This is a genomic window from Deinococcus betulae (assembly GCF_020166395.1).
Taxonomy (GTDB): domain Bacteria; phylum Deinococcota; class Deinococci; order Deinococcales; family Deinococcaceae; genus Deinococcus; species Deinococcus betulae.
This window is the reverse complement of record NZ_JAIQXU010000012.1, coordinates 1-18085: the sequence shown is the minus strand read 5'-3', so window position 1 is coordinate 18085 and position 18085 is coordinate 1. Positions and strand designations below refer to the sequence as shown.

Genomic DNA, 18085 nt, shown 5'->3' with positions numbered 1-18085 from the left:
GGTGTCAGCCTTATTTGGCGGGCCACCGGGTCTGCGGCCCTCTGGAGCCCGCTTCCTCGCCTGTGGTGAGGCTTATGCCCGTAAGGGGGCAGCGGAAGCGGGGCAGGTGGGCAGCGGCTTGGCGCTTTAGGCGCGGAACTTCTTCTTGGGGCGGCAGCCGTTGTGGGGCACGGGGGTGTCGTCCATGATGGACTTCACTTCAATGCCCGAGGCCTGAATGGCGCGGATGGCCTGCTCGCGGCCGGAACCCGAGCCGCGCACAATCACGTCCACGATGTTCATGCCGAACGTCTGCTGAGCCTTTTTCACGGCGTCGGCTGCGGCCAGCTGGGCAGCGTAGGGCGTACCCTTCTTGCTGCCTTTGTACCCAATCGTGCCGCCACTGGACCAGGCGACAGAGTTGCCGTCCAGATCCGTGATGGTCACGATGGTGTTGTTGTAGCTGGCGTGCACGTACGCGCGGCCAGCGCTGATGTTGCGCCGGGCGCGGCGCGGGGTCTTGCCTTTGGTGCTCTTCGCCATGGCTTACTTCCTCGTGGCCTTTTTCTTGCCGGCGACGGTCTTGCGCGGGCCCTTACGGGTGCGGGCGTTCGTCTTGGTGCGCTGGCCGCGCACGGGCAGGCCGCGGCGGTGACGCAGGCCACGGTAAGCGCCAATGTCCATCAAGCGCTTGATGTTCTGGCCGACTTCGCTGCGCAGGTCGCCTTCGACCTTGTAGGTCTTCTCGACGGCTTCGCGCAGGGTGCTCTGCTCGGCTTCAGTCAGGGCCTTCACGCGGGTGTCGGGGTTAATACCGGTCCGGGCGAGAATTTCCTTGCTGCGGGTCAGGCCGATGCCGTAGATGTAGGTCAGGCCAATTTCAATGCGCTTTTCGCGCGGCAGGTCAACGCCAGCAATACGCGCCATGATTAACCCTGCCTCTGCTTGTGCTTGACGTTAGAGCAAATGACCAGCACGCGCCCATGGCGGCGGATCACTTTGCAGTTGTCGCACATCTTTTTGACACTGCTGCGAACTTTCATTGCGTCCTCCTCGCGCCGCCGCGCCGCTCCTCCATCATGAGGAGCTGCTGGCAGCGCTCGACCCCCGGTCTGCCGTCTGCGGGCAGGGAATCTGTTGGGTACTTCGGCCCTGGGCTTACTTGCGGTAGACGATGCGCCCACGCGTCGTGTCGTAGGGACTGATTTCCAGAACCACACGGTCGCCCGGCAGAATGCGGATGTAGTGAATCCTCATCTTGCCGCTAATGTAAGCCAGAATGTCGTGTCCCGTATCCAGCTTCACGCGGAACGTGGTGTTCGGCAGCGCCTCTTCCACCACGCCCTCAGCCCGCACGGTATCGGACTCTTCTTTCTTACGCTTTTCCCGCTGTTCCGGCATCTTTCGTCTCGCCACGCAACCTCCAGGCCTGATACAAGCCAAACGTAAAGGTATCACGCAGCTCAAGGAATCGGCAAGACCTGATGGCAGCGAGGGGACTGGTCAGGCACCCATTGTCCAAGTTCGGACGACCGCTGGCTTGTCTTTCAAGAGCCTGGGGCACCTTCGCTGTTGCGCCTACCTCTTAGGTTCACCCGGCGCCTTTGAGCGTCAGTGGCTTTACTGATTCACGACACTGAGGTCGGTTTGATCGCTGGTGACCGTCAGACGAATCTTGTTCTTGGCCGCCTCAAAGTTGGGCGTGGCGTAGGTGCCGGAGGCCTCCATCGTGTCCACCACGGTCTTGTTGTTGATGCTGAGGCTGCCCATGCTGAATTTTTGCAGGGTGAACTGCACGCCGGTGCCGGCCGGAACACGAAGTTGAACCTCGCCCTGCTGGGTCTTCAGGGTGCCGCTGTAGGTGCCGGCGGGCAAGGTCAGGGCGACGTCCGTTTGCTGGGTGGTCATGGTCAGGCCCCGCAGCGGCACCCCGGTCAGTTGCCCTTTCAGACTCCCCTGCGTCAGATTCAGGTGGAGGTTCACCGGCAGTTTGGTGCCCAGCACTGCGCTGTATTCCCCCATCTGGCGCGTCATGCCGACGTAGGCCACCCCATTTTTGACGGTGGGATTGCGCACCCCCAGCACAGGCGACGCGGTGGCCGACGCGCCCAGCTGGCCATCTGACATCTCGGTCTTGATGGTGATGTCCACCTGCGTGTAAGCGGCGGCCGCGAGTGCCACGCTGCCCAGAACAGCGCTCAGTCCAATCAGAGTCTTCACGCCTTCAGCTTCTCTAAGGGAAGTCAGCTCTCCATGAGATCACGCTTCAGAGGGGCCGACTGGATTGAAAGGGCACCTCTGTGTTAATGACCCGCCATACACTTCCCTGGGCTTCAGGGTGGCCCGGCCGCCGTTTGCTGCAAGCGCCTGAGGGTCGCCGCCAGCTGCGTGGCATCCACCGGCGGCGAGAAGAGAAACCCCTGGCTGCGCTGGCAGCCCAGCGCCAGGAGAGCGGCGCGCTGCGCCGGGGTCTCGACGCCCTCGGCGGTCAGGGTCAGGCCATGCTCAGCGGCCAGTGCCACGACCGCTTGCAGCACCGTTTGCCCGAGCGGGGGCCGTCCGCCCGACGCCTCTAACCCCCGTACATAGGCCCGGTCAATCTTGAGGTCACTCAGGGCCACTTCGCCCAGGTGGGCCAGCGCGGCCAGCCCAGCCCCAAAATCGTCAAGACCAACCCGGACGCCCAGGCTGCGCAGCGCCATGACCTGCGCACTTAGGGCGGGGCTGGAATCAGCCAGATCCCCTGTGAGGTCCAGCTGAAGCTGGCCCGGCGTCAGGCCTGACTCGGCCAGGGCGCGGCCTACAGCCTCGGGCCACCCCGGTTGCGTCAGCTGGCCTGGCGACACATTGACGCACAGGGTCAGGCCCGCAAGCCCCGCTGCGGGCCAGCGCGCCGCTTCGGCCAGGGCGGTGCGCAGGACCCAGTCTCCCAGAGGCCCGGACAGCCCACAGGCTTCGGCCAGCGGCACAAACATGTCCGGCCCAATTGACCCGGACGCTGGATGCACCCAGCGCGCCAGCGCCTCGGCCGCCAGGGGACGGCCACTGCGCAGGTCACAGATGGGCTGAAAGGCCAGCTGCAGTTCACCCCGCGCCAGGGCCAGCCGCAGGTCACGCTCCAGGACCGGGCGCTCCAGCACGGGTGCGGCGCCCGGCAACAGGCCCGGATGCTCCTCGGTGTCGCCCGCCAGATGCAGGCCCCCCCGGCCCCGGCGCTTGACGCGATACATGGCCTGGTCAGCGCGCAGTAGCAGCGCCCGGCCATCGGCCCCGTCCTCGGGAAAGCGGCTGACCCCCACACTGACACTCAGGTGCAGCGGCTCCGTGCGCAGGACAAAGGGACTGCCCAGCGCCGCCACCACGCGCGCGGCTGCCTGCGCGGCCTCGGCCACCGAGTCGGCGCCTGGCCACAGGGGCAGCAGCAGCACGAATTCGTCCCCACTGACGCGCGTCAGGTCGCCGCCCGCTGCCAGGGGCCGCAGGCGCTCAGCCACCAGCCCGAGTAACTGGTCGCCGACCGCGTGGCCATGCGCGTCGTTAACGGCTTTGAATCCGTCGAGGTCCAGAAACAGGGTCACGAACGGCACGCCTGTCTCGACCCTGGCCTCTAGGGCAGCGTCCAGCGCCGCGCGGTTGCCCAGGCCCGTCAGCGGGTCTGTCAGGGCCAGGCGCGCCAGTTCCTGATTGCTGGCCTGTGTGGACCGCAGCGCCCGGCGCAGCCGGAGCGTCACGCGCGCCGACAGGTACACCGTGCCGCACACCAGGCACAGCTGGGCCAGCCCAAACCACACCACCGGCCCGGCCCGCGCGCCCTGCGGGGTCAGGGCAAACGTGACCGCCAACACCAGCAGCGCCAGTGGCATGCCAGCGCCGGCCGCGCGCGCAGCGGCACTGGTCCGCATGCTGGCCTCCAGCATGGGCACCGTCAGGGTCCAGGCCATCAGCGTGGCCAGGTCCAGCACCACCCGTTCGGGCGTCGCCACCACAAAGAGGGCCACGCTCAGCCGCCCCAGCAGAAAGACGGCGTTGACCACGATCAGGAGCGACACCAGCGTTCGGCGCCCTGCCTGGCCCAGTGCCCCCAGCAGCGCCAGCCCCAGCATGATCATCAGGGTTGCGCCCCCCAGCAGCCAGTCCAGTGGCGTGACCAGGTCCGGCAGCAGCGCCCCTTGCCACAGGGAGAGCGTATGCCCCAGCAGAATGCCGCCCAGGGTGGTCCAGAGGGTGCCCGCCGCGTGCGGGAGCGCCGGGGCCGCACGCCCCGTCTCCCCGGTCTGTGCTGTGGCCGGTTGATTCATCGCCTCTGCTGACGGTAGCAGGTCTGCCCTTACCAGACCGCGACGAATTTGACCCCAAAGCGCCGGGCGCCGCTGACCTCCGCTGTCACGCTGTAACTGCCCACCCGGTATTCCAGCTCGGCATAGGGACCGGCGCCCTCGCCCCAGCGGTAGCCGCCGCCCAGCCGCAGCGGCCGGCCCTCGCCGCTCTGCCAGGGCAGCGCCGCGCGCAGCCCCAGCTGCGCTCCCGCGCGGTCCTGTGCGCCCGACACCTGCACGTAGTCGGCGGGAATCAGGGTGGCCCCCCAGGCCCAGGTCCAGCCGTCCGGCACGCGGCTGGCCCGTCCCCAGACCTCGCCGTAGCCTCCCAGCGCCACGGCCCCGCCCAGCAGCGGCCCGCCCGAATCCAGCCCGGCGGCCAGCGTGACCGGCGCCAGATTCAGCGCTCCCAGGTTCAGGGCCGCGCCCAGGCCTGCGTAGCTGCCCCCGTCCGGCCCAACCCCCCGGCGCGCAGCCAGATTGACACTCCAGGCGCCCTCTCGCCAGGCCAGGCGGGTGTCGCGTTCCAGACCACCCCCGCCAGCCCGCACGCCCGCACTGACCAGACCGTTGCCCAGCAGCTCGTGGTGGGCCAGATTCCAGGTGCGTGGGGGCAGCGCCGACGGGTGAGGGCGGCCCAGCCCGTCCAGGGCCGGCCCCAGCACCCCGGCCACCAGCAAAGGCGTGCGCGCGTCCACGCCCCAGCGGGCGCGCATGGGCAGCAGGGTGTCGTCCCAGGGAGTAATCGCTGGGGCCGGCAGCGCCATCGGGTCGGTGCGGGTCAGGGGCGCTGGGCCACCCGCCACCCCGCAGGTCAGCCCTTGCCGCTGGGCTTCACGGCGCACCCGCGCGTCGTGGCGGTTAAGCGGATAGGCGACGCAGCGCACCCCAGCTTCAGGAGAGGCGGCGGGGTCACGGGCCGGCCCTTCCCCACCAGCGGGCCCCAGCTCGCGCCGCAGGCCACGCGGGCTAAGGTCGGCCAGCGCCGCGTGAGACTGGGAGTGGGTGCCGACCTCCCAGCCGGCCGCGCGCAGCTCCTTGACCTGGGCAGGGGTCAGGCTCCCTGCCTGGCCCAGCCGCGACCAGATGATATAGGTCGTGCCGGGCACCCCCAGCTCGCGCAGCACCGGAAAGGCCAGGCGGTACACACTCTCGAAGCCGTCGTCAAACTGGATGACCGCCACCCGTTCAGCTGCGGGCGCGCGGGCCGCTTCACTGGAGGTCACAAAGCGGTAGCCCAGGCGCCGCAGCGTTTCGACACGGCGCCGCAGCGCATCTGGAGCAATGCCCAGCGACGCGCCGCCCCCAGCGCCTACCTGGTGAAACACAAGCACCATCGGCTTGGCCTGCACCGGCCCCGAGAGGCTCAGCACCAGCGCCAGACCGAGCAGCAGACGTAGGGACAGAGCGCGGCGCAAGAGCCATCCACAATGAGAAAACATAAGGTCTCCTCAAGAGACTAGCAGGGTTCTCCCACCGCATTCTTACTTTAAGGGCTCTGCTTCTCCGTCAGGGGCAAATGAAACCGGCCGCCTGGGCATCTGCCCACAGCGGCCGGTCCCTGCCGGGTTGGTTTTACTTCATGCCCGTCTGAATGCGGCCGTACACCTCATCCAGGCCGCCCACGCCGTCCACCCGGTACAGGTGCCCGCGCCCAGAGTAATAGTCAATCAGCGGCTGGGTCTGCTCGCGGTAAACCTGCTGGCGCCTGCGGGCGACCTCCTCGGTGTCGTCGCTGCGCACTGCCTCGCCGCGCGCCGCTGCCTGCCGGCCCCGCTCCACGATGCGGCCGACCAGCACCTCATCGGGCACCTCCAGCAGGGGCACCGCACTGACCGGCGCGCCCAATTCTTCCAGCAGCATGTCCAGGGCCTGCGCCTGGGCCGTGGTTCGCGGGAACCCGTCAAAAATCACGCGCACATGCTCCATATCGGCGAGCTTGTCCCGAATCAGGGCAATCAGAATCTCGTCGGGCACCAGGGTACCGGCGTCCAGAATGGGCTTGACCTGCTGGCCCAGATCGGTGCCGCGCACCACATGGTCGCGCAGAATGTCCCCGGTGCTGATTTTTACCAGGCCCTTGTCCTGCGCCAGCCGCTCCGCCTGCGTGCCTTTGCCCGCGCCGGGCGGCCCCAGGAAGATAACGACGTTGTGTTTGGATTGAGTCACTTCTGCGTCCTCCATTCTGTTCCAGCATAGTGTCTAAAGGGCACGTTTGGGCCACTCCCCATCTGCCTGGCCCCTGTTCCCACAGGGGTGACGAGGCCAAAAAAACCGTCCCCCACCGGGAGGGACGGCCCGCACGCAGCACCTTCAGTTGTCGCGGTTCATGCGGCCACGAATGCGGCCTTTCGAAATAAAGCCGTCGTAGCGGCGCACGGTCAGCTGGGCTTCAAGCTGCTTCAGGGTTTCGAGCGCCACACCCACAATGATCAGCAGGCCCGTGCCACTGAACTGGAAGGTCGTGATGTTCGTGGCACTCTGCACCAGCTGCGGCAGCACCGTCAGCACCACCAGGAAGATGGCGCCCCACAGGCTCAGGCGGCTGCTGATGGTGCCCAGAAATTCGGCGGTAGGCGTCCCCGGACGAACGCCCGGAATGAACCCGCCTGCTTCGCGCAGCTGTTCGGCAATGCGTTTGGGGTCAAACTGCACGCTGTTGTACAGGTACGTGAAGCCGAAAATCAGCAGGGCTTCCAGCGCGATATAGCCGGGCTGTCCAAAAGTCAGGTACGTCTGGATAAACGCATTGACCTGAGGCGCACGCTCCGCCGTGGCGCTGGCAATCAGGTTGGGGATAATCAGCATGGCGCTGGCAAAGATGACCGGAATCACGCCCGCCTGGTTGACCTTGATCGGCAACCAGGTGGCCTGACCGGCGCCGCGCGCCTGACCGGCTGCACCGCCACGGGCGCGGGCGTAGGTGACGGGCACCCGGCGCTCGGCCTGGTACACGTACACGATGCCCGCAATGGTCACCAGCACCACGGCGCCAAAGGCCAGCAGGCGCAGCAGCCAGTTGCCGTCCGGATCAGCGCGCACCAGCGCCGCCGTATTGGCAATCTCGCCGGGGTACATGGCGATAATCCCGGCGGTGATAATCAGGCTGATGCCGTTGCCCACGCCGACTTCGGTCATGCGCTCGCCGAGCCACATGGTAAAGGCCACGCCCGCCACCTGGGTCAGCACCATCACGATGATGGTAAACAGCCCTGGCGTCCAGCCCACAGCAATAAAGCTGGGGTTGGCATTGATGTACAGCGCGAAAAACAGCGCCTGCACCGCGCCCAGCCCCACCGCCGCGTAGCGGGTGTACTGGTTGATTTTCTTGCGGCCTTCTTCCCCTTCCTTGGAGAGTTTCTCCAGGGCCGGGATGGTGGTCGTCATCAGCTGAATGACGATGCTGGCCGTGATGTACGGCAGCACGCCCAGCGCGAAGATCGAGAACTGCGAAAGATTGCCGCCCGAAATCATGCTGATCAGGCCAAAAAGGCCGGCTGAGTCTGCGTTACTCAGCGCGGCCCCGTTCACCCCTGGTGTGGGAATGCTGCTCCCCAGCCGGTACACGGCGAGGAGCAGCAGGGTGAAGACAATCTTCCGCCGAAGCTCCGGAATCCGGAATGCGTCGCGGAAGGCGCGCAGCATTTACTCTGCCTTCTCGGCTTCGTTCGCTTCGGGCAGGATGACCTTGCCGCCAGCCGCTTCCACGGCCTTGATGGCACCTTCGCTGGCCGCGTCCACATGGATGGTCACGGCGCGGCTGATTTCGCCGCCGCCCAGCAGTTTGACGGCGCGGTTCTTGCGGCGCACCAGGCCCGCGAGTTCCAGCACATTGCGGTCAATGGTGCCGTCTTCAATGTTGGCCAGTTGGGCCAGGTTCACCACTTCAAAGGTGATGCCCACATTGTTAAAGCCCTTCTTGGGCAGGCGGGCGATCAGGCGGCTGCGGCCACCCTCAAAAAAGCTGCCCTTGCCCGCGCCGCTGCGCGACTTCTGGCCCTTGTGACCACGGCCGGCCGTCTTGTCGGTGCCGCCGGGGCCACGGCCCACGCGCTTACGGTTCTTGCGGCTGCCCGCGTGGGGCGTCAGTTCGTGAAGTTTCATTCTTGCACCTCCAGCAGGTGCTTGACGGTGTTCACCATGCCGCGCACGGCGGGCGTGTCATGCAGTTCACGGCTGTCGCCGATCTTCTTGAGGCCCAGCGCCTGCACGGTCTTGACCTGGTAGCCAGGGCGACCGATGACGCTGCGCTTGAGGGTAACTTTCATTGGGCGCCTCCGGTGGGCTGCACCTCGCCGCGCAGGGCACGAACCTGCTTGGCGGTGCGGAGGTTCTTGAGGCCGTCGAACACGGCGTAGGCCACGTTCACCTTGTTGCGGCTGCCCAGTTCCTTGGACAGCAGGTTGGTGATGCCGGCCAGTTCGGCGATGCTGCGGGGTACGGTGCCCGCAATCACGCCGGTACCGGGGCCGGCAGGCTTGAGCAGCACGCGGCTGGTGCTGTTTTCGCCCACGATGTCGTGGGGAATGGTGCCGTTTTCCACGGGCACGCTGATCATGTTCTTGCGGGCGATGCTCTTGGCCTTTTCAATGGCCACGGGCACTTCCTTGGCCTTGCCAATCCCCATGCCCACGCGGCCGTTGCGGTCGCCCAGGATGACGAGCGCGGCGAAACGGAAGCGGCGGCCCCCCTGGTAGGTCTTGGAGGTGCGGTTGACAAACAGCATCTTCTCTTCGAATTCGCTGCTCTCGCGCTCGGCGTTCCGGTCATTACGACGATTAAAAGTCAAGGCCACCCTCCCGCGCCGCGTCTGCCAGCGCCTTCACGCGTCCGTGGTAGCGGAACTGACCACGGTCAAAAACCACCGTCTTGACGCCTTTGGCGGCGGCTGCTTCGGCCAGGGCCTTGCCCACGGCGGCGGCGGTGTCGGTCTTGGTGCCCGTCTTGACAGCGGCCGAGGAAGCCGCAGCGAGGGTGATGCCCTTGCTGTCGTCGATAATCTGGGCGTAAATGTGCTTGCTGGAGCGGTACACGCTGAGGCGCAGGCGCTCGCCGGCGGCCTGCCGCACCTTGCGGCGGGCGCGCAGCTTGCGGCGCGTGGTCGTCTGGGTCGCCATTATTTCTTCCCTTTGCCGCCGGTGGCACCAGCCTTACCGGCCTTGAGGCTGATCTTCTCGCCTGCGAAGCGCACGCCCTTGCCGTGGTAGGCGTCAGGCTTACGGACTTTACGCACGTTGGCGGCCACCTGACCGACCAGCTGCTTGTCAATGCCACTCACGTCAATCTTGGTGGGCTCGGGCACGGTGAAGCTCACGCCGGCCGGAGGCTCAATGATGACGGGGTGGCTGTAGCCGATGGTCATCTCCAGCGCCTTGCCGCTCAGCTTGGCGCGGAAACCCACGCCCTTGAGTTCCAGGTTGATGGTGTAGCCCTCGCTGACGCCCTTGACGGCATTGGCCACCAGGGTGCGGGTCAGGCCGTGCAGGGCGCGGTGACGCTGCTGGTCACTGGGCCGCTCCACGAGCAGGGTGTCGCCGTCGCGCGTGATGGTCAGTTCCTGGTTGTAGGGAACGGTCAGCTCGCCCTTGGGGCCTTTGACCTTAAAGAGGCCGCCTTCGGCACTCAGGGTCACGCCGCTGGGCACGGCAATGGGTTGTCTTCCGATACGGGACATAGCTGTCCTCCTTATGCCTTAAATTCGCTTGCGCGAGGTCAGGTGAGGTGCGCCTGCTGGGATTACCAGAGAACGCAGATAACTTCGCCGCCGACGCCCTGCTTGCGGGCTTCGCGGTCGGGCAGCAGCCCCTTGCTCGTGGACACCACGGCCAGGCCCAGGCCGCGCTGGATGCGGGGCAGGTTCTCGGCGCTCACGTAGGCGCGGCGGCCTGGGCGGCTGATGCGCTCAATGTGCTTGATGACCTGCTCGCGCTTGGCACCGTACTTCAGGGTCAGGCGCAGCACGTCGAACTTCTGACCTTCGGGCAGGGTGCGCTCGTAAGACGCCACGTAGCCTTCGGCCACGAGCAGCTTGGCGAGCTCTTCCTTGAACTTGGAGGCCGGGACATCCACGGTCTCCTTGTGGGTGCGCGTCGCGTTGCGGATGCGCGTGAGCATATCGGCGATAGGGTCACTCAACATGGAGCCTCCAGGGCTTGTGTTGATCCGGGCTGGTTCCTGTACACAGGCCTGCTCCCGGCAGGTGGCCCGGCCCCAGACAAGGCTGGCGGACGGGCACGCTTCTCCCCAAGTCGAATGTGGGCTGCTGGGCAGCGCCTTCTCCTGTTGGGTCTTCTCCTCCACCAGACGATGACAGGCCAAAGGGGCCAGTTCGTATCCGGGGGGCACAGCGCCGGGCCAAGACAGAAGTCAAGACACGGCAATTGGAGAGTGTAATGCAGCGGCCCTTAAAAAGCAATTGGAGCCTTTGGCTGTACGGGCGCCTAGGGTGGTTCAGCTGAACTGGCACCCTGGAGGATTAGGCCTATGAAAAAAATGACTTCTCTACTCTGCTTTGCTGCTTTAGCCAGCGCCCTTACGGCGTGTGCTCCCGGCCCGCTCCGAAAGGTATTCGGCAATCCCTGGAAGAACGAACCCTTCGTGCAGTTGGTGGGGCAAAACATCGCAGTCGTCACTTCACGTTTCCGCGCTGAGCGCATTGAGCACACGCTGGGCTACACTGAATACTTTATCGAATACTGTGGTCAGACCGGCCGAACAATCACCACCCAGGACTATTCAGGCCGCTACTTCTCTGAAGCGGAGCGGGTCTGCGGTTGGGATATTTTCAGAACCGACAAGGCGGGCCTCATCACCGCCTACTACGAGCGTGGCAATTACAGCGCCCGGCCCTATATCGATGATTTCAAAGACCTATTGAAATAGAAAGCCAGGTCCGAAACTCAAAAGCCCCCTCCAATGCGAGGGGGCTTTATATTGCTGGGGCTTACCAGCTGCTCTTCTTCACGCCGGGCAGTTCGCCCTTGTGCGCCATCTCGCGGATGCAGATGCGGCACATGCCGAAGAAGCGGTAGTAACCGCGCGCGCGGCCACAGCGGCTGCAACGGTTATAGTTCTGCACGGCAAATTTATGGCCGCGCGCTGCTTTGACAACTTTCGAGGTGTTCGCCATAACGCTTCCTTATTTCCGGAACGGGAGGCCCATCGCCTGCAGCAGCGCGCGGGCTTCCTCGTCGGTCTTGGCGGTGGTCACGATGGTGATGTCCATGCCGCGCACCTTGTCCACCATGTCGTAGGTGATTTCGGGGAAAATCAGCTGCTCTTTGATGCCCAGGTTGTAGTTGCCACGGCCGTCAAAGGCGTTGGGGTTGACGCCCTTGAAGTCACGGATACGGGGCAGGCCGATGTTGATCAGCTTTTCCAGGAACACGTACATGCGCTCGCCGCGCAGCGTGACCTTGATGCCGACCGGCATGCCCTGACGCAGCTTGAAGTTGCTGATGCTCTTCTTCGCCTTGGTCACGATGGGCTTTTGCAGGGTGATCAGGCCCAGCTCTTTGGCCGCCTTGTCGATGGCCTTGCTGTCTTCCTTGCTGGAGCCAAGGCCCTCGTTAATCACGATTTTCTCGATGCGTGGCGCCGCCATCACCGAGGTGTAACCGAACTGCTGCACCAAGCTGGGGCGCACCTGTTCGTTGTATTTGGTCTTGAGGGTCTGCATGTTGCCTCGCTTCGCGCGGAAAAAGGCCGCGCAGGGCACCCATTAGGCGGGTGCCCCTGAAAGTCAGTCGATGTTCTTGCCGCTGGCCACAGCCACGCGGACTTTCTTGCCGTCCACAATCGCCTTGCGGATGCGGGTCGCCTTGCCAGTTTCAGGGTCGACGATAGCGACCTTGCTGGCGTGCAGGGCCAGCTCGCGCTGTTCCTGGCCGCCCTGGGGGCTAGCGGGGCTGGGCTTGACGTTCTTGGTGACGAGATTCACGCCTTCCACGACGACCTTCTGGTCGCGCGGCAGGGCGAGCAGCACCTTACCGGTCTGGCCTTTGTGCTTGCCGCTCAGAACGATGACGGTGTCACCCTTCTTGACGTGCAGCTTGTCGTTGTGGTGGCTACCAGCGCTGGGACGGGGCATTACAGCACCTCCGGGGCCAGGGACACAATCTTCATAAAGCGGCGGTCACGCAGCTCGCGGGCCACTGGCCCGAAGACGCGGGTGCCGCGGGGCTCGCCCTGGTTGTTGATGATGACGGCGGCGTTCTTGTCAAAGCGGATGGTGCTGCCGTCGGCACGCTTGATGGCGTGTGACGTACGCACGACCACGGCCTTGACCACGTCGCCCGCCTTGACGGTGCCGCGGGGCGCGGCGTCCTTGACGCTGGCGACAATAATGTCCCCCACGTGGGCGTAGCGCTTGTTGCCGCCGCCCCCGGTGGTCAGACCCTTACCGCCAATGCCGCTGTTCAGCACGCGGATGCACATGATTTCACGTGCGCCGCTGTTGTCCGCCACGTCCAGGCGGGACTGGGGCATGATCATGCGGCACCGCCTTCAGTCTCCACGGCGGTGGTTTCAATGCCGCGGGGACGCTCGACCAGCTTGGTGACTTTCCAGGTCTTGGTCTTGCTGATGGGACGCACGGCGATGATCTCGACGCGGTCACCAATCTTGTACTCGTTGTTCTCGTCGTGGGCCGCGTACTTGTGGCTGCGGGTCACGACCTTGCCGTACAGCGGGTGAGCAAACTTGCGCTCGACCTTGACGCTGACCGTCTTGTCGGCTTTGTCGCTGACGACGACGCCGGTAAAGGTCTTTTTCATGCCTGCTCTCCCTGCTTCTGGCTCAGCTCGGTGCGGATGGTGTTGAGCTGAGCGACTTCACGGCGAAGCTGCTGGACGCGGTGCGGCTGGGCCAGGGTGCCCATGGCCGCCTGGAAGCGCAGTTCCATCAGTTCTTTCTTGCGGGACTCGATTTCACGCGCGAAATCGTCAGCTCCCAGGTTACGCATCTCACTGGGCTTCATCGTAAACCTCGCGCTTGACCATCTTGGTCTGGATGGGCAGCTTGTGACCGGCCAGGCGGAAGGCTTCCTTGGCCTGCTCCTCGGTCACGCCGGACACTTCGAACATCACGCGGCCGGGCTTGACGACGCTCACCCAGTACTCCACGGCCCCTTTCCCCTTACCCATTCGGGTTTCGGCGGGCTTTTTCGTCACGGGCTTGTCGGGGAAGATGCGGATGTAGATCTTGCCCCCACGGCGGAAGTGACGGCTCATGACGATGCGGCAGGCCTCAATCTGGTTGCTCTTGATCCAGGCAGGTTCCAGGGCGATCAGGCCGAAGTCGCCGAACGCGACGTAGTCGCCGCCCTTGGCGTCACCGGTCATCCGGCCGCGGTGCTGTTTACGGAACTTGGTGCGCTTGGGAAGAAGCATCACTCACCTCCGGGGCGGCGCCGCGCGGCGGGGCGGCGGCGGTTGGGACGGTCACCGTCTTCGCGGCGGCGCTCGTCGTTGCGGCGCTGGGGACGCGCGAAGGTCTCGGTGCGGCCACCGATAACTTCACCGGTAAAGACCATGACCTTGATGCCCAGGCTGCCGTAGGTGGTCTCGGCGCGGGCAGTGCCGTAGTCGATGTCGGCGCGCAGGGTGTGCAGGGGCACGCGGCCTTCGCGCACCATCTCGGTGCGGGCCTGCTCGGCTCCGCCCAGGCGGCCTGACAGGATGATCTTGACGCCACGGGCGCCCGATTCCATCACGCGCTGCGCGGCCTGCTTCATGGCGCGGCGGAAGGCAAAGCGGCGCTCGATCTGCTCGGCGATGCGCAGGGCGACCAGGGGCGCGCTGATGTTGGGGTTGGGGATTTCGCCCACGTTCACCGCAACGGTGCCGGCCGACACCAGGCGCTCGATGTCCTGGCGCAGCTCCTTGATGCTCTCGCCGCCCTTGCCGATCACGATGCCCGGCTTGGCCGCGCTGATGATCACGTTGACCTGCTGGCCAGCGCGCTCAATCTCTACGCGGGCAATGCCAGCGGCGCTGAGCTTTTTGCCGACGAGCTTGCGGATCTTCTCGTCTTCTTTCAGCAGGCCGGCGTACTGCTTCTTACCAGCGTACCAGCGGCTGTTCCAGCCACGCGTGATGCCCAGGCGGAAGCCGTTGGGGTTGATCTTGTTGCCCATTATTTGGCTCCCTTCTCGCCCACGATGATGGTGATGTGGCTGGTGCGCTTCTTGATGATGTTGGCGCTGCCGCGCGCCCGGGGAATCAGGCGCTTGAGGGTCGGGCCGGCGTCTACGTAGGCCGCCGTGATGACCAGACGGTCTTCCAGCATCTCGTCGTTGTGCAGCGCGTTGTGCTTGGCGCTGTTCAGCACCTTGGCCACCGGCTCGCTGGCGGCGCGGGGGATAAAGCGCAGCAGGTCCTCGGCGTCACGAACGCTCTTGCCGCGGATCACGTCCACGACCAGACGCACCTTGCGGGGGCTGATGCGCACGTACTTGGCCACGGCGTAGCCGGGGCGGCGCAGCTTGACTTGCTGCTTGCGCTGCTTCTTGTTGCGGAATTCAGAGGCGGGGGCGGTCATTTCTTCTTGCTCCCCTTGGCGTTCTTGTCCGCGCCGTGGCCGCGGTAGCTGCGGGTGGGGCTGAACTCGCCAAGCTTGTGGCCGATCATCTGCTCGTTGACGAACACCGGCACATGCTGCTTGCCGTTGTGGACAGCGATGGTGTGACCAATCATTTCAGGCACGATGGTGCTGCGGCGGCTCCACGTCTTGATGACGCGCTTGTCTTTCTTGTCGTTCTGAGCGTCCACCTTTTTCAGGAGGTGGTCATCCACGAACGGGCCTTTCTTGAGGCTGCGGGGCATGCTCTACCCTCCTTACTTCCCGCCGCGGCGGGTGATGATGAAGCGGTCGCTGTTCTTGCGCTTCTTGCGGGTCTTCAGGCCCTTGGCAGGCTGGCCCCAGGGGCTGACCGGCACGCGGCCGGCGCCGGTACGGCCTTCACCACCGCCGTGGGGGTGATCCACGGGGTTCATGGCGCTGCCGCGCTGGTGTGGCTTGCGGCCCAGCCAGCGGCTGCGCCCGGCCTTACCCAGGTTGATGTTCTTGTGCTCGGCGTTACCCACCGTGCCGATGGTCGCGTAGCACTCGCTGTGGATGCGGCGCAGTTCGCCGCTGGGCAGGCGCAGGATCACGTAGTCGCTTTCCTTGCCCTGCACCTGAATGCTGGTGCCAGCACTGCGGGCGATCTGGGCACCCTTGCCGGGGACCAGTTCCACGCTGTGCACGACGGCGCCCACCGGTACGAAGCGCAGCGGCAGGGCGTTGCCCAGCTTGGGCTCGGCCTCGGGGCCAGCGTTGACCATCTGGCCAACGGTCAGACCTTCAGGGGCCAGGATGTAGCGCTTCTCGCCGTCCACGTAGTGCAGCAGGGCGATGCGCGCGCTGCGGTTGGGATCGTACTCGATGGCGGCCACTTTGGCCGGCACGCCCGCCTTGCCGCGGCGCTTGAAGTCGATGACGCGGTACAGGCGCTTGTGCCCGCCGCCGATAAAGCGGCTGGTGATGCGGCCACGGTTGTTGCGGCCACCGCTCTTGGGCAGGGCTTCGGTCAGCGCCTTCTCGGGGCGCTTCTTGGTCAGTCCACTGAAGTCCGCAGTCGTCATCTGGCGACGGCTGGGGGTATAGGGACGGTATTTCTTGACGGCCATGTCTTCAGCTCTCCTTAGGCCTGGCCCTCAAGGGCGGCAATGGTCTGGCCTTCGGCGAGGCGAACGATGGCCTTCTTGCGGTCGGCGCGCTGACCGATGAACTTGCCCACGCGCTTACGCTTGCCGGGCACATTCATGGTGCTGATGCCAACGACCTGAACGCCGAACGCCTTCTGAATGGCGCTCTTGATGTCCGTCTTGGTGGCTTTGGGGCTGACCCAGAAGCTGTAGACGCCGCGCTCCATGCCGGCGTAAGCCTTCTCGCTGACCACCGGCGCCTGAATGATGTCGTAGTGGCTCATGCCTCTTCCCCTTCTTCCTGCGCGGGCTCCAGCACCACGGCGTCAATGACCAGGCGGTCGTGACGCAGGATGTCGTAGGCGTTCAGGCCGGCCACGGGCAGCACGGTGGCCCAGGCGACGTTGCGCGCGGCCTGACGGGCCTGCGCGTCGTCGGTCACGATCAGCACGCGCTCGCTGCCGTCCATGCCGTTGTCCTTGGCCCAGCTCACAAAGCCCTTGGTCTTGCCGTCAAGGCCAAAGCCGTCCACAGCGGTCAGCTTGCCGTCTTCCTGGCGCGCGGCCAGGGCCATCGCCAGGCCCAGCTGACGCACCTTGCGGGGCAGGGTGTAGCTGTAGCTGCGGGGCTTGGGCCCGAAGGCCACGCCGCCGCCCACGAAGGTGGGGACGCTGCGGTCGCCGTGACGGGCGTTGCCCGTGCCCTTCTGGGAGAACATCTTCTTGCCCGTGGCGCTGACCTGCGCGCGGGTCTTGGTGCTGGCGGTGCCGCGGCGGCGGCTGGCGAGTTGCCAGGTCACCACGTCGTGCAGCACGCCCTTATTCACTTCCGGCAGTTCGAGGTCAATGGTGCGCCCCCCGTTCTGGCCGATGACGTTGATCTGCGCCATGTCTTACTTGCCTCCCTTGGCAGCCTGACGCAGCACGACGAGGCCACCGTTGGCGCCGGGAATTGCACCCTTGACCAGGATGATGTTCTCTTCGGCGCGAATCTCGACCACTTCGAGGTTCTGCACGGTGATGCGCTCCATGCCCATGTGGCCAGCCATGCGCTTGCCCTTGTACACGCGGCCGGGCGTCTTGCGCTGGCCGATCGAACCGGGGCGGCGGTGCCACTTCTTGGACCCGTGGCTCGCGGGACCACCCTTGAAGTTCCAGCGCTTCATGACGCCCTGGAAGCCCTTGCCCTTGCTGGTGCCGGTGGCGTCGATCTTCTCGCCTTCAGCGAAAATCTCCACGCTCACGGTGTCGCCTTCGGGGGCAAAGCCGCGGAATTCACGCAGGAAGCGCACAGGCGACACGCCGTACTTCTTGAAGTGGCCGGCCTGGGGCTTGGTGACGCTCTTTTCGCGCTTGGGGGCGTAACCGATCTGCACAGCTTCGTAGCCGTCCACAACCGAGGTCTTGCGCTGCACCACAGGGCAGGGACCCGCCAGCACCACCGTCACGGGAATGGCGCGGTCGCCCTTCCAGATCTGGGTCATGCCGATCTTGGTGCCGAGGATGCCCTTCATGCGCGGCCTCCCACCGTCTTGATCTCGATGTCCACACCAGTGGGCAGGTCGAGGGTCATGAGGCTGTCAATCGTCTTCTTGGTGGGGTTCATGATGTCCACCAGACGGTTGTGGGTGCGGATTTCAAAGTGCTCGCGGCTGTCTTTGTTGACAAAGGGGCTACGCAGCACGCAGAAGCGGCGGATGCGGGTGGGGAGGGGCACAGGGCCGCTCACATCGGCGCCGGTGCGGCGCACGGTGTCCACGATCTTGCTGGCGGACTGGTCCAGCGCCTTGTGGTCGAAGCCACGCAGTTTAATGCGGATTTTCGGGGCAACCATGTCTATTACTCCAGAACCTTAGCAACGACGCCAGCGCCGACGGTGCGGCCACCTTCGCGGATGGCGAAGCGCAGGCCTTCTTCCATGGCGATGGGCTTGATCAGTTCCACGATGAACGTGATGTTGTCGCCCGGCATCACCATTTCCACGCCTTCAGGCAGTTCCACCACACCCGTCACGTCCGTCGTGCGGAAGTAGAACTGGGGACGGTACCCGCCGAAGAACGCGCTGTGACGCCCGCCTTCATCCTTCGAGAGCACGTACACGCTC

The 18085-nt window shown here is 65.3% G+C and carries 32 protein-coding genes; 1 reads left to right on the top strand and 31 read right to left on the bottom strand.

What is annotated here, in order from left to right:
• Nucleotides 1-126: 126 nt before the first annotated feature.
• The 15 genes from rpsK to rpsH form a co-directional block, all read right to left on the bottom strand.
• Nucleotides 127-522, bottom strand: coding sequence for a 30S ribosomal protein S11 (rpsK, locus tag K7W42_RS10555; RefSeq protein WP_046843186.1), 396 nt, complete (start codon nt 520-522; stop codon nt 127-129).
• Between the two features lie 3 nt (nt 523-525).
• Nucleotides 526-906: a 30S ribosomal protein S13 gene (gene rpsM, locus K7W42_RS10550; protein ID WP_157458783.1), complete on the bottom strand. Its 381-nt coding sequence runs from the start codon at nt 904-906 to the stop codon at nt 526-528.
• A gap of 2 nt (nt 907-908) precedes the next feature.
• Nucleotides 909-1022, bottom strand: coding sequence for a 50S ribosomal protein L36 (gene rpmJ, locus K7W42_RS10545; protein WP_012693977.1), 114 nt, complete (start codon nt 1020-1022; stop codon nt 909-911).
• Nucleotides 1023-1137: 115 nt separating this feature from the next.
• Nucleotides 1138-1380 carry a translation initiation factor IF-1 gene (gene infA, locus K7W42_RS10540; RefSeq protein ID WP_012693978.1) on the bottom strand — a complete coding sequence of 81 codons (243 nt, stop codon included), beginning with the start codon at nt 1378-1380 and terminating at the stop codon, nt 1138-1140.
• A 219-nt stretch (nt 1381-1599) separates the two neighbouring features.
• Nucleotides 1600-2199, bottom strand: a complete 600-nt coding sequence (locus tag K7W42_RS10535; RefSeq protein ID WP_224574504.1) for a hypothetical protein — start codon at nt 2197-2199, stop codon at nt 1600-1602.
• A gap of 113 nt (nt 2200-2312) precedes the next feature.
• Nucleotides 2313-4277 carry a putative bifunctional diguanylate cyclase/phosphodiesterase gene (locus K7W42_RS10530; protein ID WP_224574502.1) on the bottom strand — a complete coding sequence of 655 codons (1965 nt, stop codon included), beginning with the start codon at nt 4275-4277 and terminating at the stop codon, nt 2313-2315.
• Nucleotides 4278-4306: 29 nt separating this feature from the next.
• Nucleotides 4307-5713, bottom strand: a complete 1407-nt coding sequence (locus tag K7W42_RS10525) for a polysaccharide deacetylase family protein (RefSeq protein ID WP_224574500.1) — start codon at nt 5711-5713, stop codon at nt 4307-4309.
• A 157-nt stretch (nt 5714-5870) separates the two neighbouring features.
• Entirely contained in the window at nt 5871-6464 is a 594-nt protein-coding gene (locus tag K7W42_RS10520) for an adenylate kinase (protein ID WP_224574499.1), read from the bottom strand.
• A gap of 144 nt (nt 6465-6608) precedes the next feature.
• Nucleotides 6609-7940, bottom strand: coding sequence for a preprotein translocase subunit SecY (gene secY / locus K7W42_RS10515; protein ID WP_157458789.1), 1332 nt, complete (start codon nt 7938-7940; stop codon nt 6609-6611).
• Nucleotides 7941-8399: a 50S ribosomal protein L15 gene (gene rplO / locus K7W42_RS10510; RefSeq protein WP_157458790.1), complete on the bottom strand. Its 459-nt coding sequence runs from the start codon at nt 8397-8399 to the stop codon at nt 7941-7943.
• On the bottom strand, nt 8396-8563 hold the full coding sequence (gene rpmD, locus K7W42_RS10505; protein WP_157458791.1) for a 50S ribosomal protein L30: 168 nt from the start codon (nt 8561-8563) through the stop codon (nt 8396-8398). The genes rplO and rpmD overlap by 4 nt, the downstream gene beginning before the upstream one ends.
• Complete coding sequence (rpsE, locus tag K7W42_RS10500; RefSeq protein ID WP_157458792.1) at nt 8560-9084, bottom strand: 30S ribosomal protein S5; 525 nt, start codon at nt 9082-9084, stop codon at nt 8560-8562. The genes rpmD and rpsE overlap by 4 nt, the downstream gene beginning before the upstream one ends.
• On the bottom strand, nt 9074-9412 hold the full coding sequence (gene rplR / locus K7W42_RS10495) for a 50S ribosomal protein L18 (protein WP_157458793.1): 339 nt from the start codon (nt 9410-9412) through the stop codon (nt 9074-9076). Before rplR ends, rpsE begins: the two co-directional genes overlap by 11 nt.
• Nucleotides 9412-9969: a 50S ribosomal protein L6 gene (gene rplF, locus K7W42_RS10490; RefSeq protein ID WP_157458794.1), complete on the bottom strand. Its 558-nt coding sequence runs from the start codon at nt 9967-9969 to the stop codon at nt 9412-9414. The genes rplR and rplF overlap by 1 nt, the downstream gene beginning before the upstream one ends.
• A 62-nt stretch (nt 9970-10031) precedes the next feature.
• On the bottom strand, nt 10032-10433 hold the full coding sequence (rpsH, locus tag K7W42_RS10485; RefSeq protein WP_157458795.1) for a 30S ribosomal protein S8: 402 nt from the start codon (nt 10431-10433) through the stop codon (nt 10032-10034).
• Between the two features lie 345 nt (nt 10434-10778).
• Between rpsH and K7W42_RS10480 the strand changes: the two genes are divergently transcribed.
• The gene (locus tag K7W42_RS10480; RefSeq protein ID WP_224574498.1) at nt 10779-11177 is read left to right on the top strand and encodes a hypothetical protein; all 399 of its coding nucleotides are present in this window, start codon (nt 10779-10781) and stop codon (nt 11175-11177) included.
• A gap of 61 nt (nt 11178-11238) precedes the next feature.
• Here K7W42_RS10480 and K7W42_RS10475 read toward each other — a convergent pair whose 3' ends face one another.
• From K7W42_RS10475 to K7W42_RS10400, 16 genes are all read right to left on the bottom strand, one after another.
• On the bottom strand, nt 11239-11424 hold the full coding sequence (locus K7W42_RS10475) for a type Z 30S ribosomal protein S14 (RefSeq protein WP_157458797.1): 186 nt from the start codon (nt 11422-11424) through the stop codon (nt 11239-11241).
• Nucleotides 11425-11433: 9 nt separating this feature from the next.
• Nucleotides 11434-11973, bottom strand: a complete 540-nt coding sequence (gene rplE / locus K7W42_RS10470; protein ID WP_157458798.1) for a 50S ribosomal protein L5 — start codon at nt 11971-11973, stop codon at nt 11434-11436.
• Between the two features lie 63 nt (nt 11974-12036).
• Entirely contained in the window at nt 12037-12384 is a 348-nt protein-coding gene (gene rplX / locus K7W42_RS10465; protein ID WP_157458799.1) for a 50S ribosomal protein L24, read from the bottom strand.
• Entirely contained in the window at nt 12384-12788 is a 405-nt protein-coding gene (gene rplN / locus K7W42_RS10460; RefSeq protein ID WP_022800312.1) for a 50S ribosomal protein L14, read from the bottom strand. The genes rplX and rplN overlap by 1 nt, the downstream gene beginning before the upstream one ends.
• Nucleotides 12785-13069, bottom strand: coding sequence for a 30S ribosomal protein S17 (rpsQ, locus tag K7W42_RS10455; protein WP_157458800.1), 285 nt, complete (start codon nt 13067-13069; stop codon nt 12785-12787). The genes rplN and rpsQ overlap by 4 nt, the downstream gene beginning before the upstream one ends.
• On the bottom strand, nt 13066-13272 hold the full coding sequence (gene rpmC / locus K7W42_RS10450) for a 50S ribosomal protein L29 (RefSeq protein ID WP_157458801.1): 207 nt from the start codon (nt 13270-13272) through the stop codon (nt 13066-13068). The genes rpsQ and rpmC overlap by 4 nt, the downstream gene beginning before the upstream one ends.
• Nucleotides 13259-13684 carry a 50S ribosomal protein L16 gene (gene rplP / locus K7W42_RS10445; RefSeq protein WP_046843208.1) on the bottom strand — a complete coding sequence of 142 codons (426 nt, stop codon included), beginning with the start codon at nt 13682-13684 and terminating at the stop codon, nt 13259-13261. The genes rpmC and rplP overlap by 14 nt, the downstream gene beginning before the upstream one ends.
• A complete protein-coding gene (gene rpsC / locus K7W42_RS10440; RefSeq protein WP_157458802.1) occupies nt 13684-14430 on the bottom strand; it encodes a 30S ribosomal protein S3 in 747 nt (248 codons plus the stop codon). Before rpsC ends, rplP begins: the two co-directional genes overlap by 1 nt.
• Nucleotides 14430-14834: a 50S ribosomal protein L22 gene (gene rplV, locus K7W42_RS10435; RefSeq protein ID WP_157458803.1), complete on the bottom strand. Its 405-nt coding sequence runs from the start codon at nt 14832-14834 to the stop codon at nt 14430-14432. The genes rpsC and rplV overlap by 1 nt, the downstream gene beginning before the upstream one ends.
• Complete coding sequence (rpsS, locus tag K7W42_RS10430) at nt 14831-15118, bottom strand: 30S ribosomal protein S19 (protein WP_157458804.1); 288 nt, start codon at nt 15116-15118, stop codon at nt 14831-14833. The genes rplV and rpsS overlap by 4 nt, the downstream gene beginning before the upstream one ends.
• Before the next feature lie 12 nt (nt 15119-15130).
• Nucleotides 15131-15964, bottom strand: a complete 834-nt coding sequence (rplB, locus tag K7W42_RS10425; protein ID WP_157458805.1) for a 50S ribosomal protein L2 — start codon at nt 15962-15964, stop codon at nt 15131-15133.
• Between the two features lie 14 nt (nt 15965-15978).
• Nucleotides 15979-16266 (bottom strand): 50S ribosomal protein L23, encoded by a 288-nt coding sequence (locus K7W42_RS10420; protein WP_157458806.1) that lies wholly within the window; start codon nt 16264-16266, stop codon nt 15979-15981.
• On the bottom strand, nt 16263-16871 hold the full coding sequence (gene rplD / locus K7W42_RS10415) for a 50S ribosomal protein L4 (RefSeq protein ID WP_157458807.1): 609 nt from the start codon (nt 16869-16871) through the stop codon (nt 16263-16265). The genes K7W42_RS10420 and rplD overlap by 4 nt, the downstream gene beginning before the upstream one ends.
• 3 nt (nt 16872-16874) lie before the next feature.
• On the bottom strand, nt 16875-17495 hold the full coding sequence (gene rplC / locus K7W42_RS10410; protein ID WP_157458808.1) for a 50S ribosomal protein L3: 621 nt from the start codon (nt 17493-17495) through the stop codon (nt 16875-16877).
• On the bottom strand, nt 17492-17815 hold the full coding sequence (gene rpsJ / locus K7W42_RS10405) for a 30S ribosomal protein S10 (RefSeq protein ID WP_014685998.1): 324 nt from the start codon (nt 17813-17815) through the stop codon (nt 17492-17494). The genes rplC and rpsJ overlap by 4 nt, the downstream gene beginning before the upstream one ends.
• 5 nt (nt 17816-17820) lie before the next feature.
• Nucleotides 17821-18085, bottom strand: a 265-nt coding sequence (locus K7W42_RS10400; RefSeq protein WP_500786056.1) for an EF-Tu C-terminal domain-related protein, incomplete at its 5' end; no start/stop codon positions are given.